19 protein-coding genes and 1 other RNA gene are annotated in these 16,898 nt (G+C 37.0%); 10 read left to right on the forward strand and 10 right to left on the reverse strand.

The features are described 5' to 3' along the window. The first annotated feature begins 37 nt into the window (after window positions 1-37). From ASE55_RS17530 to rimM, 5 genes are all read left to right on the forward strand, one after another. Entirely contained in the window at window positions 38-487 is a 450-nt protein-coding gene (locus ASE55_RS17530; protein WP_056222783.1) for a hypothetical protein, read from the forward strand. A 77-nt stretch (window positions 488-564) separates the two neighbouring features. Beyond that, window positions 565-1,200 carry a DoxX family membrane protein gene (locus ASE55_RS17535; RefSeq protein WP_056222731.1) on the forward strand — a complete coding sequence of 212 codons (636 nt, stop codon included), beginning with the start codon at window positions 565-567 and terminating at the stop codon, window positions 1,198-1,200. A 76-nt stretch (window positions 1,201-1,276) separates the two neighbouring features. Next, on the forward strand, window positions 1,277-1,789 hold the full coding sequence (locus ASE55_RS17540) for a nitroreductase (protein ID WP_056222733.1): 513 nt from the start codon (window positions 1,277-1,279) through the stop codon (window positions 1,787-1,789). A gap of 195 nt (window positions 1,790-1,984) precedes the next feature. Then, entirely contained in the window at window positions 1,985-2,545 is a 561-nt protein-coding gene (locus ASE55_RS17545; protein WP_056222736.1) for a 30S ribosomal protein S16, read from the forward strand. Between the two features lie 12 nt (window positions 2,546-2,557). After that, window positions 2,558-3,100, forward strand: a complete 543-nt coding sequence (gene rimM / locus ASE55_RS17550) for a ribosome maturation factor RimM (RefSeq protein ID WP_056222738.1) — start codon at window positions 2,558-2,560, stop codon at window positions 3,098-3,100. A gap of 46 nt (window positions 3,101-3,146) precedes the next feature. On the opposite strand, the gene ASE55_RS17555 is transcribed toward rimM, so the two are convergent. Then, window positions 3,147-4,076: a hypothetical protein gene (locus tag ASE55_RS17555; protein WP_056222741.1), complete on the reverse strand. Its 930-nt coding sequence runs from the start codon at window positions 4,074-4,076 to the stop codon at window positions 3,147-3,149. A gap of 104 nt (window positions 4,077-4,180) precedes the next feature. Here ASE55_RS17555 and ASE55_RS17560 point away from each other — a divergent pair, with 104 nt between their 5' ends. From ASE55_RS17560 to rpoN, 4 genes are all read left to right on the forward strand, one after another. Beyond that, entirely contained in the window at window positions 4,181-4,732 is a 552-nt protein-coding gene (locus ASE55_RS17560; protein WP_056222744.1) for a lipoprotein, read from the forward strand. Window positions 4,733-4,734: 2 nt separating this feature from the next. Further along, window positions 4,735-5,334: a CDP-alcohol phosphatidyltransferase family protein gene (locus ASE55_RS17565; RefSeq protein ID WP_056222747.1), complete on the forward strand. Its 600-nt coding sequence runs from the start codon at window positions 4,735-4,737 to the stop codon at window positions 5,332-5,334. 136 nt (window positions 5,335-5,470) lie between these two features. Beyond that, a complete protein-coding gene (gene asnS, locus ASE55_RS17570; protein WP_056222750.1) occupies window positions 5,471-6,919 on the forward strand; it encodes an asparagine--tRNA ligase in 1,449 nt (482 codons plus the stop codon). 160 nt (window positions 6,920-7,079) lie between these two features. Continuing rightward, window positions 7,080-8,543 carry an RNA polymerase factor sigma-54 gene (gene rpoN / locus ASE55_RS17575; RefSeq protein ID WP_056222753.1) on the forward strand — a complete coding sequence of 488 codons (1,464 nt, stop codon included), beginning with the start codon at window positions 7,080-7,082 and terminating at the stop codon, window positions 8,541-8,543. Window positions 8,544-8,636: 93 nt separating this feature from the next. Here the strand turns inward: rpoN and ASE55_RS17580 are convergent, their stop codons facing one another. After that, window positions 8,637-9,317, reverse strand: a complete 681-nt coding sequence (locus ASE55_RS17580) for a hypothetical protein (RefSeq protein ID WP_056222756.1) — start codon at window positions 9,315-9,317, stop codon at window positions 8,637-8,639. Further along, window positions 9,310-9,801 carry an RNA polymerase sigma factor gene (locus ASE55_RS17585; protein WP_056222759.1) on the reverse strand — a complete coding sequence of 164 codons (492 nt, stop codon included), beginning with the start codon at window positions 9,799-9,801 and terminating at the stop codon, window positions 9,310-9,312. Before ASE55_RS17585 ends, ASE55_RS17580 begins: the two co-directional genes overlap by 8 nt. A 183-nt stretch (window positions 9,802-9,984) precedes the next feature. Between ASE55_RS17585 and rnpB the strand changes: the two genes are divergently transcribed. Then, window positions 9,985-10,317: RNase P RNA component class A (gene rnpB / locus ASE55_RS17625), an RNA gene on the forward strand. An 88-nt stretch (window positions 10,318-10,405) separates the two neighbouring features. Here rnpB and ASE55_RS17590 read toward each other — a convergent pair. The 7 genes from ASE55_RS17590 to ASE55_RS17620 all read right to left on the reverse strand — a co-directional run bounded on the left by ASE55_RS17590 (window position 10,406) and on the right by ASE55_RS17620 (window position 16,732). After that, window positions 10,406-11,275, reverse strand: a complete 870-nt coding sequence (locus tag ASE55_RS17590) for a polyphosphate kinase 2 family protein (protein WP_056222762.1) — start codon at window positions 11,273-11,275, stop codon at window positions 10,406-10,408. Between the two features lie 80 nt (window positions 11,276-11,355). Continuing rightward, on the reverse strand, window positions 11,356-12,189 hold the full coding sequence (locus tag ASE55_RS17595; RefSeq protein WP_056222765.1) for a GLPGLI family protein: 834 nt from the start codon (window positions 12,187-12,189) through the stop codon (window positions 11,356-11,358). 4 nt (window positions 12,190-12,193) lie between these two features. Beyond that, entirely contained in the window at window positions 12,194-12,550 is a 357-nt protein-coding gene (locus ASE55_RS17600) for a WG repeat-containing protein (protein WP_082474651.1), read from the reverse strand. Window positions 12,551-12,577: 27 nt separating this feature from the next. Then, window positions 12,578-14,767 (reverse strand): peptidase domain-containing ABC transporter, encoded by a 2,190-nt coding sequence (locus ASE55_RS17605; RefSeq protein ID WP_056222771.1) that lies wholly within the window; start codon window positions 14,765-14,767, stop codon window positions 12,578-12,580. After that, a complete protein-coding gene (locus tag ASE55_RS17610) occupies window positions 14,757-16,064 on the reverse strand; it encodes a radical SAM/SPASM domain-containing protein (protein ID WP_056222774.1) in 1,308 nt (435 codons plus the stop codon). Before ASE55_RS17610 ends, ASE55_RS17605 begins: the two co-directional genes overlap by 11 nt. Window positions 16,065-16,124: 60 nt before the next feature. After that, window positions 16,125-16,391, reverse strand: a complete 267-nt coding sequence (locus tag ASE55_RS17615; protein ID WP_056222776.1) for a hypothetical protein — start codon at window positions 16,389-16,391, stop codon at window positions 16,125-16,127. 74 nt (window positions 16,392-16,465) lie between these two features. Further along, window positions 16,466-16,732, reverse strand: a complete 267-nt coding sequence (locus ASE55_RS17620) for a hypothetical protein (RefSeq protein ID WP_128414616.1) — start codon at window positions 16,730-16,732, stop codon at window positions 16,466-16,468. Window positions 16,733-16,898: the final 166 nt, after the last annotated feature.

Here is a 16,898-nt window from a genome sequence, read left to right on the forward strand (position 1 = left end):
ATTTAAAAAATATTATCTTTATATAAAGAATAGATTCATGGAGAAGATCGTATTTGAAAAAAATAATATAAGAAATTATGTAAAAACCGTAATTGCTGAAAAAATTCAGAAACTTAAAGATTTTATGGAATTTACCCTGGAAGCAAGCCGTGATATTAAGAAAACTCCGAAATATGACAGCATGCGTGAAGAAATGCAGGAAGAAATTTACCAGATGCAGCGGCAGCTGGGCGCGCTGAATGATCTGAAGAGAAATATGGCGAAAGTGCTGAACAATTCAACCGGAAGGGTGCAGCTGGGATCGTTGGTCATTACCAATAAAGCCCGTTTTTATATTTCCGTTTCTCTGGGTGAGTTCTTTTTTGAAGGGGACCGGTTTTATGCAATTTCCCCCGAAAGCCCGATGGCAAAAAAAATGATGGGAATGAAACCCGGTGACGAGTTTACCCTCAATAACATCTACCAGAAAATCGTAGAGGTTTTATAAATTTTATCACCACAAACTTCAAATTTAATTTGGAGTTTTATTTTTATTCAGTACCTTGCAATGCAAAATACTGATATATGAACTTTCAACAGCTGCGGACAAACAGAACGAATCAGTGGATCATCATTCATCTCCGGTATCTAATAGGATTTGCCTTTATCCCTTCCGGATTGGTAAAAGTAATGGGACACAGGTTTACGACTATTCAGACGGATAATCCGGTGGGGTACTTCTTTGAGGCTTTATACCAGTCGGGTATGTACTGGAATTTCCTGGGCTGGGTACAGCTCATTGCCGGAATACTGCTGATTACCCAGCGTTACGCTACGTTAGGTGCACTGATGTTCTTTGCAATTCTCTCCAATATCTGGATCATCACCCTCAGCATGTCATTTAACGGAACATGGATTATCACTTCTCTGATGATGTTTGCCGTAATGATACTTCTGATCTGGGACAGACATAAACTGCTTCCGATTATCAATTATAAAACAACACCCATGATCAACGAGTTTCCTGATCCCGCCCGCCCGTGGGTCAATGCCGGAATAGTATACGCGGTATGTTTTACAGCCATCTGCCTTTTAGGAGCTGTCAGAGATAACATGTATGCAAAATGGCTTTCCGGGATCTTGGTTTCAGCGGTTCTCGCGAATTTTATAATAAGCAATTACAGGGCATACAGAAGCAGCAAATTAATAGTGAATGCATAGAATCTGTTTAAATTTATTTCCCGCAGATTTTCAGATTCAGCAGGTTAAATGAATTACATACCGTAAATTTGCACTCATGAATAAAGCAGACGTTTTAAAAGAGATTATAGAACAGAGAAGAAGCATCTTTCCGAAAGATTATACGGAAACAGAGATTTCTCAGGACATTATTGATGAGATTCTGAATGCAGCAACACTTGCGCCTAACCACAAACGGACAAAACCATGGCGTTTTAAAATATTTAAAGGTGAGGAGAAGGCAGCACTGGCTTCGGAAATGCAGGCCATCTACAAAGCTTCCCAGCCAGAACACCTTTTCCTGGAAAAGAAATACAATGATATCGGTTTCAAGATCAATAAAGCAGACACCGTTGTTTCCATTGTGGTTAATTTCAGCGGAATGCTTCCCGAGTGGGAGGAAATTGCAGCAGTTTCAATGGCTGTCCAGAATATGTATCTTACCTGTACCGCAAACGGAGTAGGGTGTTACTGGAGCTCCCCGAAAATTGTTGATCAGTTAAAAGAATCCCTTACCATTGAGGAAAACCAGAAATGCCTGGGCTTGTTCTACATGGGTAACCTGGCATAATAGCCCTGACCGAGCGGCCTGTCTGAGCTCTTTTTCCTGTAAGGAAAAAAGCGAGCAGCGAAGGCAGGTTCCCGGCTCCTGAAAAAAAGTAATATTGCAAAACTTTTAATTGTATCTTTTTACTTTAAAGTTTTTTACTATCTTTGCACTCTTAAAATATTTAACTGGGACGAGTTCCCGTAAAATTCAAACATTATGTCAGTAAAAATCAGATTACAAAGACACGGTAAAAAAGGTAAGCCTTTCTTCCACATCGTGGTAGCAGATTCTAGAGCAAGAAGAGATGGTAGATTCATCGAAAAACTAGGAACTTACAACCCAATTACTAACCCTGCAACTATTGATTTGAACGTTGATTCTGCTGTAAAGTGGTTAAACAACGGTGCTCAACCGACTGATACTGCAAGAGCGATCCTTTCTTACAAAGGTGCACTTTACAAAAAACACTTACAAGGTGGTGTTGCTAAAGGTGCTTTTGATGAGGCTGAAGCTGAAAAAAGATTCAATGCGTGGGTAGAAGCAAAAGATTCAAAAGTACAAGGTAAAGTAGAAGGTTTAACGAAAGCTCAGGCTGACGCTAAGAAAGCTGCTTTGGATGCTGAAGCTAAAGTAAACGAAGCCAGAATTGCTGCTGCAACACAGGCTGAAGCTGATGCCAAAGCTGCTGAAGAAGCTGCAAACGCACCTGCTGCTGAAGAAACTACTGAAGGAGAAGCACCTGCTGCTGAGTCTACTGAAGAAAACACTGAAGCTTAAAAACAAACCTGTATGCGTAAAGAAGATTGCTATTTATTAGGAAAAATCACACGCAGACACGGACTTGCGGGTAACGTTATCCTTAAACTGGATACCGACCAGCCCGAGCTTTACAATAATCTGGAATCAATATTCGTTGAAATCAACGGATTATTGGTTCCTTTTTTTATTGAAAGGACATCCTGGAGCAAATCTGATGCTCTGAATATTGCCTTTAAAAATTCCACTGAAGCACTGGTAGACCAATCCCTGGGTAAAAACGTATTTTTACCGCTGGCTACGTTACCGAAACTTTCCGGAAAACAATTCTATTACCATGAAATCATCGGGTACAGCATCCTTGATGAAAATGATCAGGACTGCGGCGTCATCCGTTCGGTGAATGATCAGACCGCACAGGTGTATTTCGTGACCAATTTAGACGGTAAGGAAGTGGTGATCCCCATGATCAAAGACTGGATTATCGAAGTTGACAGAGATGAAAGGTTCATCAAAATGCAGCTTCCCGAAGGTCTTATCGATGTTTTTCTGGTTCCTTCCAAAAAAGATGAGTAAAAAATAAATTCTTCTCACAGGATTTTACTTATTCCACTTTTATTTTTCAACCTGTAATTTTTCTTTTTACATTTTCTATCTTTTCATACATCGTATTGAAAAACTTTTTCCTGTCCCTGTTTCCGGCAGTATTTAAAGATTTGCAGTTCTGGATCTGATGCCCGAAATAATTCAGCGTATCGCTGCATGTCTTTGCATCGGTGATCAGGATATACCCGAACATATTGACGGGCACGGCAAAAAGCGACTGTTCCGGATGATGGAAAAAAATATCATTGGAAAGATTGACCAGTTCATTTTCATACAGATGGAATTTCGGGTTGCTTTCTGTTTTCTTTTCAATATATTCGATAAGCGTTCTGAGCTCTTTCAAAATAATTTCAGCTTCATTTTTCTGTAAAAGCCCCGTATCGCCGTAAAATAAAACCTGCTGCAGGATACTGGAAATTGTATTGTCATTCCACAGTTCCACAACATTCTGTTCTTCATATTTCTTTCTCAGTTCTTTGGTATTGGTCTCAAAATAAGGAGGTGAAAACTCGAGGAAAGGAATGAAAACCTGTTTTGCATTCAGCAGGTTCATCCATACATATACCTTAAAACGGGAAAGCAGCGTATCGGAAAGAGTGTAAAAAAACGGAATATCCTTCGCCGAATAATAAACGGTCATTTCAGATACCGGAAGGTTCTCAAAAACTTTAAGGTTGTTCTGAAAAAATGACTGCAGGTCTTCTGTTTCGCTAACCGCAGAGGTCTTCTGTACCAGGATCTGATGATCTGAAGTCATGAACTGGTCCAGAGAGATCTGATAGTATTTTGCCAGTTCCAATGCTTCCTCAAAACTGAATTTTGCTTTTAGAGAGGTTCTCCTATGCGCCGCATCATAACTGATATTGAGAATGTTGGAAATCTCGTCATTCAAAGATTTACCGCCGATTTTCTTTCTGATTTCCTTCAACAAACGTTCCTGATGCATATTTTGTGATTTTCACAAATGTACTTATTTATTTTAATTTTTTTTCACATTTAATTTTGTGCTTTTCACAGATAATTTTGAGGTATAATTTTAAAATAATAACTATGAAAAAAATATTTTTTTACCTGAGTATTATATTACTGTTAAGTAGTTGCGCAACATTTAAGAATGATAAATTCATTGATAATAAATTGAAAACGAGTAGTCTGGATCTTATCAATGGAACTTATAATAATCTCCCATTTTCTGGCGATGGTTCTTATGTCAGAAGTCTGACCAATGTTTTTGACAGAAATACCAATATGTTTGATTTCAAAGAAAAGTATGAAAAAAAGGATTTGAAAATAATATTAAAAGCAATCAATCAAAATAGATTAAATGTGAAAATATATGAAGCTGAAAACTTATTATTTGATAAAAATTTAAAAGTGAAATTAAAACATGATGGATTTATCTATTTAAAGGAAAAAAGATTCATGCTTGATGGAATTCCATTGATTTTTGGTGGTTGGAATATCCAGAAATCTCGTTTTAGAATTGATGAAAACAATAATCTACATCTTCAATCCAATTACTTTTTCTGTAACGGGATATTAATTGTTATGAGTGACTGGAAAACATTTCATTATAATTTAACTTTTGAAAAAACATTATGATTATGAATACAATACCTTATATCCTGATTGCCATAAGATTTATTTTGGCACCCGTTATTATTTCTTTAGCGTATTTAAATGGTGCAGAATCCCGATTTTTAATTTTAGGTTTAATGTATTTCGGATTATTAACAGATATCTTCGACGGGATTATCGCCCGAAAAGTTGGCGTTTCATCAGAAAAATTAAGAAGATTTGACAGTCAGACCGATTTAGTTTTCTGGCTTTCATTAGGTTTTGCGTCTTATTTCCTGAATCCTGAACTGATAAAAAACGAATGGCCGGCCATCCTTTTAATTTTTGTCATGGAAGCACTCTGTTACCTCATCAGTTTTATGAAATTCGGAAAAGAAACCTGTACCCATGCTTTTATGTCAAAAATGTGGGGACTGAGCCTGCTGATTGCCTTTACCTATCTGATAGGATTCCAACAGGCGGGCTGGGCTTTCTATCTGACTGTAGGTTTAGGATTCATTTCCCATCTGGATGTTATTCTTATTATTCTGCTGCTTCCCAAATGGCAGTATGACGTTCCCAGTTCCTATCATGCCTGGAAGATCCGCAGCGGAAAACAAAGAAAAAAGACGGTTTTCTTCAATTAATCCGTATTTGAAACAGGTTTTCTGATTAAATAATTGATAAATGATTTTGTAAAAGTACGGCGTAATCATCATATTGCGCCGTTTTTTTGTAACTTTGCAGTCATTAATTTTTATACGAAAATTTATCATCGACAAAATGAAAAAGCAGACAATTAAGGAAGTCCTACAGGACTACAGGAAAGTATTACATCATGACATCACGGTTTACGGCTGGGTAAGAACGTTCCGTGCCAATCGTTTTATAGCGCTTAATGATGGTTCTACGATTAATAATTTGCAGATTGTTGTTGATTTCGAAAATTTTGATGAAGAGATTATAAATAAAATCAGTACAGCTGCTTCCCTGAAAGTAGTAGGTGAGGTGGTAGAAAGCCAGGGAGCCGGGCAGGCCGTGGAAATTATTGCTAAAAAAATTATTATTTTAGGAGATAACTTTACGGAAGAAAGAGATAAAACCATTCTTCAGCCCAAAAAACATACGTTGGAAACGTTGAGAGATCAGGCTCATTTAAGATTCAGGACTAATTTATTCGGGGCCGTTTTCAGAGTACGCCACGCCGTGAGTTTTGCCATCCACTCGTTCTTTAACCAGAACCAGTTCTTTTATATCAACACGCCGATAGTAACGGGTGCTGATGCGGAAGGCGCAGGGGAAATGTTCGGGGTAACCAACTTTGATTTGAATAACATTCCGAGAGACGAACAGGGCGATATTGATTTCGCACAGGATTTCTTCGGTAAAAAAACCAACTTAACGGTTTCCGGACAGCTTGAAGGAGAAACGGCAGCAATGGGATTGGGAAGGATTTATACATTCGGGCCTACGTTCCGTGCAGAAAACTCAAACACAACGCGTCACCTGGCAGAATTCTGGATGATTGAGCCGGAAGTGGCTTTTAACAATCTTGAAGATAACATCGATCTGGCAGAAGACTTTTTAAAGTACGTGATCCAATATGTTTTGGACCACTGTAAAGATGATCTTGATTTCCTAGATAAACGTTTTGCAGAAGAGCAAAAAGGAAAAGCGGAAAAAGACAGAGCAAAAGAAGGTTTGATAGAAAAGCTTGAAAATGTTATTGCCAAACGTTTCAAAAGAGTAAGTTATACAGAAGCTATTGAGATCTTAATGAACTCAAAAGAAAATAAAAAAGGAAAATTCCAGTATCCGGTGGAAAGCTGGGGAACAGACCTTCAGTCTGAGCACGAAAGATACCTGGTTGAAAAACATTTTGAAAGCCCGGTAGTTTTGTTTGATTATCCGAAAGAAATCAAAGCATTCTACATGAAGTTGAACGATGATAACAAAACCGTTGCTGCAATGGATGTTCTTTTCCCTGGAATCGGTGAGATTATCGGCGGTTCTGAAAGAGAAGCCAGACTGGATGTTTTAAAACAGAAAATGGCAGAAATGCATGTGGATGAACATGAGCTGTGGTGGTATATGGATACCCGTAAATTCGGTTCCGTGCCGCACGCCGGTTTTGGACTCGGACTGGAAAGACTGGTGCTTTTCGTAACGGGAATGACCAACATCAGGGACGTGATTCCTTTTCCGAGAACCCCTAAAAACGCTGAGTTTTAGATATAAAAAAAGCCTTACTATACTACGTAAGGCTTTTTGTTTATTTTAAAATAGTCATTATTATCCCAACCATTGTACAAAAATCGTGCTAAAATGTTATTTTATCGAAATTATTTATTAAATTCGTAGAATATGTTATGTTAACACCATCTAGTAAAATATGCTTAAACAACACTTACAACTCAAATTAGGACAAAAGCTGGCCCCTCAACAGATCCAGCTGATGAAACTGATCCAGCTTCACACCCTGGAGTTTGAGGAGGAACTTGAGAGAGAATTAGAAGAAAACCCGGCCCTGGAAATTGCAAAAGAAGAATCTAAGGAAGATGATTATGCTTCGCTGGAAGAATCTTATGAAAGTGAAGGTACAGACAGTATTGAAACTGATTTTGATGTTGACCAGTATCTTTATGATGATGAGCCGACCTATAAAACAGCATCCAGCAACTATTCTCCAGACGATGAAGAGTTTGACAATGAAAGCCTCTTAACGGAAGGGCAGTCTCTTTATGACTATCTGCTGGAGCAGATCCATCTGATCAATATCAGTAGTGAAGATGAGAAAATTGCAGAATACCTTATCGGTAACCTGGATACGGATGGTTATTTAAGAAGGGAAATCAAATCCATTGTTGATGACCTTGCCTTCTCTCAGGGCATTTATACAACCAAAGAAAAGATTGAAGATATTCTTGAAAATTATGTCCAGAAGCTGGATCCGCCCGGAGTAGGGGCACGAGGCCTGCAGGAATGCCTTCTTTTACAGATTGAAAAGAAAGTGAGTGCCAACAAAGCGGTTTCGCTGGCTGCCAACATTCTGCGGTACCAGTTTGACGCGCTTACCAATAAGCATTACAACAAGATTATCCAGAAATACGATATTGAAGAAGAAGACCTGAAAGAAGCCCTGGAGGAAATTTCTAAATTATCGCCTAAAGTAGGCGGGAATTTTGATACCCAGACCATTACCATCAACCAGGAAATTATTCCGGATTTTGTGATTCAGGTAAAGGACGGGCAGGTTATCCCTATGCTGAACAGCAAAAATGCCCCGACTTTAAGGGTTTCCGAAGAATACAAGGATATTTTAACTACCTATTCTCACGATAAAAACTCTTCCGAGCACAAACAGGCCGCCTTATTCATCAAGCAGAAGCTGGATGCCGCAAAATGGTATATTGACGCCATTAACCAGCGCCAGAATACTTTACTGCAGACCATTACCGCTATCGTGAAATTTCAGAAGGATTATTTTATTACAGGTGATGAAAAATCCCTCAGACCGATGATCCTGAAAGATATTGCAGACATTACCGGTTTTGATATTTCTACCATTTCAAGGGTGGTAAAAAGCAAATATGCAGATACTTCAAACGGGATTATTTATCTGAAAGACCTGTTCTCAGACAGCCTTACGAATGATGACGGCGAAGAGGTTTCTACCAAGGAAATCAAAATGCACCTGCAGGAAGTAATCAGCAGGGAAAACAAAAGAAAACCATTGACTGATGACGCCCTGGTAATTATCCTGAAAGAACAGGGATATAATATCGCAAGAAGGACGATTGCCAAATACCGGGAACAGCTCAACATTCCGGTTGCCAGGCTCAGAAAAGAACTTTAATAAAATACAGAAAAGCATTTCAATCCGAAATGCTTTTTTTATGTCCGATAAATAATGAATCTTATTTGTATTGCCGGAAATTCCGGACGGAAATTAATCTGATATTTCCTGGGAATCTATTTCCTGCAGCTGTTTCAGGTTCCGGCCGAGTTTTTTAATAATGATGCCGTAAACTACCCTGTAATATAACCAGACAATCAATACGGTAAAAACCGTGCTGATGATGATCCCTGCTATAAATCCTGTGATCATGGAGTTGGTGATCTTTATATTTTGAGTATTGACAATATAAAAGACAAAAACAGTGAAAATAGAAGTAAAGGCGATTAACAAGGCGATATTGATTAAGATAAACGCATTGACCGTCTTTCTGAACTCAATGATCTTAAGAATGAATTTTTTCAGGTTTTCTTCAATTTTGATATCCTTATAATTCTGATAGAATTTGTAAACAAAATACGCGGTTACGGATAAGCTTAAGATTTTTAACGTCAGGTAAATGTGGTCAAAATCCGTTTCCATATCCGATGTTTTCCGAATGCCCAGCTTTTCCAGGATGCTGATGAATGAATTGGATTCATTTCCCTGGATGATGTAGAACAGTCCTATCAGCGTGAAAAACAGGAATTCCGCAGCACTGATCCAGAAGATATATTTCACGTAATTCCGTGATTTTCTGTTCAGCATCTGAAGGATGTCATGGTTGCCGTATTTCTGCTGAACAGGTTGCTCCTGCCATGTTTTCTTAAAGCTGTCTAAATCAAATTCAGGCATATTTTTCCATCTGTTCTTTAAGGGTTTTCTTTAATCTGTTCATTTTTACACGCGCATTCACTTCTGTTATCCCGAGGTTTTCTGCAATATCCTTATAAGGCAGGTCGTCCAGGTACATCATAACGATGGCTCGTTCCACATTCGGAAGCGTTTTTATTACCGTATACAAAAGTGATACCTGCTGCTGTTTTTCGTCATCATCCTCTATAAAATCTGCATGATTGATGTCCAGCTCGTTGGTGGGAAGGCTTTTGCTTTTTTTTCTGAAAATGGTAATGGCTGTATTAAGTGCAACCCGGTACATCCACGTAGAAATCTTGGAGTTTCCTTTGAAGGAATCATAGCTCCTCCAAAGCTGCAGGACAATCTCCTGAAACAGGTCTTCCTCGTCTTCCAGAGAATTGGTATAAAGACGCGAAACCTTGATAATCAGGCCCTGATTATCTTTAACAAGCTGCGCAAATTCCTTTTCTTTTGAAGCCAATGCCGGTTTTAGTAATTGTTGCACGAAGATAGTAATAAAGTGTTAACTGATGAAAAGTTACGAGTTATAAATTATGAGTGATCGTTTACCTTTAAAAGTGCATTATTCATTTACGCAAATCAAATGTATTCAGCCTGTCACTCATCACGCTCAACTCATAACTAATTTGTATCTTTGCAGCCACGAGAAAGTCGGCCTGTTGATTTCCCGTTTTTTGGGAGGTAGGAAAGTCCGGACACCGGAGAGCAGCAAAGCGGATAACATCCGTCACCCGCGAGGGTAGGACAAGTGCAACAGAAAGCAGGTACAGTTCGGCTGTAGTGAAACCAGGTAAACTCTTTGCGGTGCAATGATAAGTATATCGGTTCTTTTCAGCAATGAAAATAGGAGTGGCTCGCTCTGAAAGCCGAGGGGTAATCAGCTCAAGTTTTGCAGCAATGCACGACGCAGATAAATAACAGGCATCTTACTGCCTGCAGTAAGGTACAGAATCCGGCTTACAGATTTTCTCGTGGTTTTCTTTAAGCCTAATTTTTTAAAAGGCTGAAAGAGGGAAGTTTCAATACTGTAATTTCACTTCCATCTTCTATCCTGATTTATTATTTTATTCACTTTCCAGTTGCTTTTTTGATTCCTGCAGGCTTAATTTATCTTCTTCAGAAAGTTTGGGATACTTCAGATCCATTTTTTCCAGCACATCAATAATAATCTGTATGGCTGCTACACGGGCAAACCATTTGCTGTCTGCCGGAATTACGTACCAGGGTGCATTATCTTTTGACGTCTCATTGATTGCCGTTTCATAACATTCCATGTATTGGTCGAATAAAGCCCGTTCCGGAAGGTCTGCCGCTGAAAATTTCCAGTTTTTTTCCTGTTCGTCTATCCTGTCAATCAGTCTTTTCTTCTGCTCATCTTTAGAAACGTTCAGGAATATTTTAATAATGGTCGTCCCGTTTTGTGTAAGGTGCTTTTCAAAATTCCTGATGCTTTCATACCGGTTTTCCCAGAATGTTTCATCAAAATCCTTTACAGAATCCCAGGTTTTTTCACTTAAATTATATTCAGGATGTACCTTGCATACCAGTACGCTTTCATAATGCGAACGGTTAAAAATCCCGATCATCCCTTTCTGGGGTACAGCAAGGTAATGCCTCCACAGAAAGTCATGTGCATATTCCAGGGAGCTTGGGGTTTTAAAACTGGTCACACTGCATCCCTGCGGGTTCACACCGCCGAAAACATGCTCAATCAGGCTGTCTTTTCCCGCTGCGTCCATAGCCTGAAGCACAACCAGCAGCGACTTACTGCCGTCCGCATACAGTTTTTCCTGAAGTTCGCGGAGCTTTTCCTGCTCCTGTATCAGCAGCTGTACTCCTTCTTCCTTAGTCATTTTGCCTTTATAAGCCGTAGATGCTTTCTTTATGGAAAACTTTCCTTTGATTAAAAAATCGTCTGAGAAATTGGTGTTCATAGATTTATATTTATCTATAAAAGTAAAGAACATGATTGACGTTATCAAGTTCTTTATAATGTTTTATCGTATTAATTTTATTACTTGGCTTTTTTAGGGTAAGGAAAAGCTTTGTCGAGTTCAATAGGATTATAGGTAGAAAGAATATCTTCCTGCTCTTCTGCTACGAGCTTAGTAAGTTCTTCCGGCTTGTATTTTATGCCGTTATATTCGAAAGAAGATATTTTATTATTGATATATTCCTTTCTTATATCATTTAAAGGGTCATTAAAATACTCCAATGCTTTTTTTACAACATTTTTTTCTGTAGCGGGTATTGGTTTTTCTCCGTACCGCACTTCCAGAAAGTTGGAGGTGTCGTAAGTGGATTTCAAATTACTGCTTTTTACGAGATTGAAGATATATTGTTCTTTTGTATCTTTTATCTCGAGAATTAAACCTGGAAGTCCGTGAAATTTATAAGGTCCTTCGCTCAAGGGAATATCTTTGGTAAACCAAGCAATCCATTGTCTTCCGCCAAAATCGGCAGTGGCTTTTTGAGCTTTAAAATCTTTGAGTATTTTCATATCATTCTCAAGTTTCCAGACAATATGGTTTGAGGTGGGGTAGGTATAAATATCATCGCCCACCGCAACATAATTTATAAAAATATCAGATTTTTTCTCTCTTGTTACCGGAATCTGGCTCGTCCAAGACCGATCTCGGGAGTTATGAAATTTATTCAAAGAATCTTTCTCCAAAAATTTATAATCGTAATATTTTGTATTTTCAGGATTGATATCAACGACCATAAAACTCTTTTTATATTGAGGTTCTCCTGGATTTACTTTATAATTCAGTTCATAAATAAATCGATTCGTTTGAGAAAAAAATAGACTTGCAGAGAATAAGAAAATTAAAGACAATAATTTCATGGTATTATTTGGATATATATTTTTTATATAAAGATGGAAATTCTGTTTTTATTTCTTCCAGAGCATATTGAGCCGGAATTACCTCCTTGCCAGATGTGTCGATAAAACCATACGTATCTGAAACACTTTTTACCAAAGCCATATTTTTATTGAAAACTCCAAACCTATCTATTTTTGCATAGGTTGGTTGTACGATCATTTTTCCGTTTTGTGACATAATGCCGTAGGTACCGGAGATTGTTTTTATCAGTACCCAGTCTTTGTGAATATCGGTAATGTCTTTTCTTTTTATAGTTTTTACCTGTGCAAACATACTATAAGATATGCTCAGGAAAAACAGTATTATTAGTTTTGTTTTCATAAGATCTATTGTTTATTTTGAATATTATTAACCGGTTACCAAATGCATCTGGTTGGATACCAATTCGTAATATACAGACTGGTTTTCCAGCAGTTCTTCGTGCGTACCGATCTCTGCAATTTCTCCATTTTTCAAAACTACGATCTGGTCGGCATTTTTTATCGTGCTCAATCGGTGTGCCACAATAATAGATGTTCTGTCGTTAAGATAATTATTTAAATTAGAAATTATTTTATTTTCATTAATGGTATCCAATGATGAAGTTGCCTCGTCGAAAAAGATAAAATCCGGGTTTTTATAGATCGCTCTTGCGATAAGGAGCCTCTGTTTTTCTCCACCGCTCAGCGATATCCCTATTTCACCGATTTTTGTATGATACTTCATGGGCATATTTTGTACTTTATCATACAATTCTGCAATTTTCAATGCAGTGGTTAAGTTTTCGAGATTAGGATTTTCTGTAGATAAAGTAATATTTTCTAATATAGAACCACTGAATACGTACCCTTCCTGCAAAATTACTCCACATCTTTTTCTCCATTCTTCTAAATTGATATCCTGAATGGCATTATTACCAATTAATACATCGCCTTTTATAGGAAAATAAAATCCCAAGAGCAGTTTGAGCAATGTAGATTTGCCGCTGCCGCTTTCTCCTACAATAGCAGTTGTCGTATTTTTTCTTATTCTGAGGTTAATGTGAGATAAAACATCCTGTTCGGAAGTATTTTCATAAGCAAAATCTACATTTCTCACTACAATTTCATCTACCGTACGAATGGGTTGATACTCAAAATTATCTTTGGTTTCGTTTTCTTTGCTATAAATATCCGTAAGCCTATCATAAGCCAGTTTGGTATTCTGAAAATTCTGTGTATAATCCGTCAATTGGTGAAGCGGTGCCGAAAGCTGCCCCAGTATGTAGCTTATCATCATCATTAATCCCAAGGTCATTTGAGATTCTATAACCAGATAGGAACTGTAACCTATCAACGAAATATCTCTTATTTTTGCCAGAAAAAGATTTCCGTCGTTCATATAAAAATTAATATAAGCAAGTTTGGTTTTTAGCTTCTTTAATTTGTCTTCAGATTGTATCCAATTCGAAAGTCTTGATTTTTCAGCACTGTTTATTTTTATGTCCGTAATTCCCATAATCATTTCATAAATGGTGTTTCGGTTAGCCGATTCCAGAGAAAACAGCGAATAATCGATCTGTTTTTTCTTTTTAAAAAAAATTAAAATATAAAAAAAAGAAATTATGCTGAAAACTGAAAAAACCAAAAATATCTTATAGTTCTGGTAAACCAGAATACACGAAAAAACCAAAATATTTAAAATACTTGTTACTACCCCAATTAAATGATAGGTAATGAAATAATTGATTTTATGCTGATCGTTGAGTCCTTCTATAAGATCGGATTTGAATTTAGAATCATGATAACTTACCGGCAGCCTCAAGATTTTTGCAAAATAAGATTTATTAAAGTCAATATTAAGGTCCAGGCTTATTTTAGTGTTGATAACTTCAGAAAGGCTTTGGGAAAACAGGAAACTGATAGCAAATATAAACTGAAAAATCAATAATTTTACCACAATATGCATATCTTTCGATAGGATACCGTGGTCTATATTTTCTTTCAGCAAAAGTGGCATAGCCCAATTCGCCAACAAAGTAACCAGCGTAAGAAGAATAGAAAAGTAAAATCTGTTCTTATTTTTTTTAAGAATTCTCTTTACATTGCCAATAATTGGATTTTTTTTAGTTTTTTCACTGCTTTTAATCAGTTCTATTTTTTCAAATTCTTCGGATGGCTCAAAAATTATGGCAACACCGGAAGATCCGTTTAGCCATTTTTCAGAAAAAGTTTCTAAAGTAAGGCTTACCTTTCCGAACCCTGGGTCTACGATGTGAATCGACTTTTTATCAACATTTTCCAAAATGATAAAATGCCCATGTTTTAGATAGAGAATGGCGGGCAGCGGCATTTCGTATATGTCGTCAAGACTGATATTTACAGTGGCACACCTGAGACCGTTTTTCTCAAGGAAAAGCCTCAGATCTTTAATGGAAATCCCAAGTTTGGATACCGACAGGTTTTCTTTGATCTCCCTTATTTTATATTTTTTTCCGTAAAATTCACAAATCATCTGAAGGCAGGCGGGACCGCAGTCGTTTGCTTCAAGCTGATGTGTGAATTTTATTTTACGCTTCATGGAAGAATAGCTTAGACAGTCTGTTCATAATTACTTCGTTCTTTTTCTCATTGTCATATCCCATCTGACATTTATCCAGGCCACGAGCTTCAAGATTAATCTGATGGCATCCGCCTCCGCATAGGGGCAGTATTCTGCAGTTTTGGCACGCCTTCGACTGTATTTTAAGGGTTTCCCAGGTAATTATCTTATCATTCCATTCAATATCTCCTTCATTATTCAGTACTCCGTATTTATTTTCCTCAGTGAAGTCTCTTGCGGTGCATTTGAAAACATCACCATTGTAATTGATCACTGCTTCATTTTTTTTATCTGCGTAGCAAGGGTTGGCAAGTGATTCCAAAAGTTCTGTTTCTTCACCTGCCGGGATGAGCTTATGGTCTCTATACACCTTCAGAACATCCTGCACTTTGTCTTCAATGTCATTAATCTCAATATCCTGCCATACCTGATGGAAGCTGATGCTGAGGTATTGGCGGTCTTCATCGGAGATATCGGTAAGATCGTTTACAATTAATTGGGTTGATTCTATATTTTCCGCAGTATAATTGATTCTGATTAAGACGCTTATTTTTTCTGCAATAAGTTTTTTGATTGATGAAATTATTTTATCATAAGAGCCTTCTTCTTTTTGGGCAACTCTTACTTTATTATGCTCTTCTCTACTGCCGTCTAATGTAATCTGAAAAAATTTTTCATCATTTTCATAAGTGAGGTGATGCACCATTTTATCGGTAAGCAAATATCCGTTGCTGGTAAAAGATATAGAAAATCTTATATCGGGATATTCTTCATATTTCGTCCTGTAATAGTTGATAATAGGCTCGGTAACCTTGCTGTAGTACATCAGAGGCTCTCCTCCGAAGAATGAAAGATCGAATGATTTCAGATTTTTGTTATTCATTAAAGTTTTATCAATAAATCTGAAGATTTTATCTACCCCTTCCGTATTCATTTTAGAGCCTACGATATGAGATTCGTAGCAATACCAGCATTTAAAATTGCAGTTCATTGTTGGGTTGATGATTAGTCTGTAAGTCGTATCTGCATAATCTACCTGTTTGCTTCTTTGAATAACTTCTCCAAGTTCATCTACATTTTCATCAATAATGGCATTAATATCCAGTAAATTTTGATAAATAGACGGATGTTGGGATTCGAGATCACTTACAGGAAATTTAAAATAGCTTTCCATATCTCTTTTAATAACAATACATTTGTCTTCCTTTGAGTTATAAAGAGCTGAAATCGATTCACTTAAAGGAATAATAGAATTATATCTGCTGAATTTATACATATTGGTTGGATTTGGTATTAGATTTTTTAAGATAAAATATTCTTTTAATGCAATAAAGAATTAAAATATTCCTGTTGAAGGCTGTAATACAGTACACTTTTTAGAATTGGAGCTGTTGTTACAATCTGAATTCGAACATCGTGTACCATTTATTGACCCTTGGCAGGCAGAAGATCCGTTCACACATTGTTCACCGTTAATTACAATGGCACCAGCTCCAAAGTTGGTATCAATGTTTTTTGATAATAAGATCATTTCCTGATCATTATTAATCATTTTTTGCTCCAGATTGGCAATAAATTTAGAGAATTTATTATTAGTTTTCATGATGGTTTTTTTTAGGGATTATCTACAATTACAAAAAAAGGAATTGCTATAAGATAGAAGATATTAGGTGAAGTTTAGAGAATACCGGTAGACGGCTGAAGTACAGTACACTTTTTCGTATTGATACTGGTTCCGCAATCACCGTTTGAACATTTATAATCGTTAATCGATCCTTGGCAGGCAGAAGATCCGTTGACACATCTGCTGTCGTTTACTCCAATAAAGTTACCTCCGTGAGAATGCTCCATAGAGTTTGTTAAAATCAAAGACTCATGATTGTTGTCAATCATATTTCGCTCTAGTTTGGCGACAAAACTTGAAAACTTGGTGTTTCTTTCCATGATAATTTAGTTTTGAGATGTTAATGTTTATATTTTCTTATAGCAATTCTCTATTGTTTAATTCGTGAAAATGATTTTGTTATTGTATCAAATTTACAATTATTTCAATATAAATCACTTAGATGTGTTTAAAAATGAATAATTTAAACCTATTCTAAATAAATCT

The organism is Chryseobacterium sp. Leaf201, assembly GCF_001421435.1.
Classification (GTDB): Bacteria; Bacteroidota; Bacteroidia; order Flavobacteriales; family Weeksellaceae; genus Chryseobacterium.

Excerpts from the sequence above, each read along its gene's own strand:
- ASE55_RS17530 (WP_056222783.1), top strand. The coding sequence starts at position 38 with ATGGAGAAGATCGTATTTGAAAAAAATAATATAAGAAATTATGTAAAA.
- ASE55_RS17535 (WP_056222731.1), top strand. The coding sequence starts at position 565 with ATGAACTTTCAACAGCTGCGGACAAACAGAACGAATCAGTGGATCATC.
- ASE55_RS17540 (WP_056222733.1), top strand. The coding sequence starts at position 1,277 with ATGAATAAAGCAGACGTTTTAAAAGAGATTATAGAACAGAGAAGAAGC.
- ASE55_RS17545 (WP_056222736.1), top strand. The coding sequence starts at position 1,985 with ATGTCAGTAAAAATCAGATTACAAAGACACGGTAAAAAAGGTAAGCCT.
- rimM (WP_056222738.1), top strand. The coding sequence starts at position 2,558 with ATGCGTAAAGAAGATTGCTATTTATTAGGAAAAATCACACGCAGACAC.
- ASE55_RS17555 (WP_056222741.1), bottom strand. The coding sequence starts at position 4,076 with ATGCATCAGGAACGTTTGTTGAAGGAAATCAGAAAGAAAATCGGCGGT.
- ASE55_RS17560 (WP_056222744.1), top strand. The coding sequence starts at position 4,181 with ATGAAAAAAATATTTTTTTACCTGAGTATTATATTACTGTTAAGTAGT.
- ASE55_RS17565 (WP_056222747.1), top strand. The coding sequence starts at position 4,735 with ATGAATACAATACCTTATATCCTGATTGCCATAAGATTTATTTTGGCA.
- asnS (WP_056222750.1), top strand. The coding sequence starts at position 5,471 with ATGAAAAAGCAGACAATTAAGGAAGTCCTACAGGACTACAGGAAAGTA.
- rpoN (WP_056222753.1), top strand. The coding sequence starts at position 7,080 with ATGCTTAAACAACACTTACAACTCAAATTAGGACAAAAGCTGGCCCCT.
- ASE55_RS17580 (WP_056222756.1), bottom strand. The coding sequence starts at position 9,317 with ATGCCTGAATTTGATTTAGACAGCTTTAAGAAAACATGGCAGGAGCAA.
- ASE55_RS17590 (WP_056222762.1), bottom strand. The coding sequence starts at position 11,275 with ATGAACACCAATTTCTCAGACGATTTTTTAATCAAAGGAAAGTTTTCC.
- ASE55_RS17595 (WP_056222765.1), bottom strand. The coding sequence starts at position 12,189 with ATGAAATTATTGTCTTTAATTTTCTTATTCTCTGCAAGTCTATTTTTT.
- ASE55_RS17600 (WP_082474651.1), bottom strand. The coding sequence starts at position 12,550 with ATGAAAACAAAACTAATAATACTGTTTTTCCTGAGCATATCTTATAGT.
- ASE55_RS17605 (WP_056222771.1), bottom strand. The coding sequence starts at position 14,767 with ATGAAGCGTAAAATAAAATTCACACATCAGCTTGAAGCAAACGACTGC.
- ASE55_RS17610 (WP_056222774.1), bottom strand. The coding sequence starts at position 16,064 with ATGTATAAATTCAGCAGATATAATTCTATTATTCCTTTAAGTGAATCG.
- ASE55_RS17615 (WP_056222776.1), bottom strand. The coding sequence starts at position 16,391 with ATGAAAACTAATAATAAATTCTCTAAATTTATTGCCAATCTGGAGCAA.
- ASE55_RS17620 (WP_128414616.1), bottom strand. The coding sequence starts at position 16,732 with ATGGAAAGAAACACCAAGTTTTCAAGTTTTGTCGCCAAACTAGAGCGA.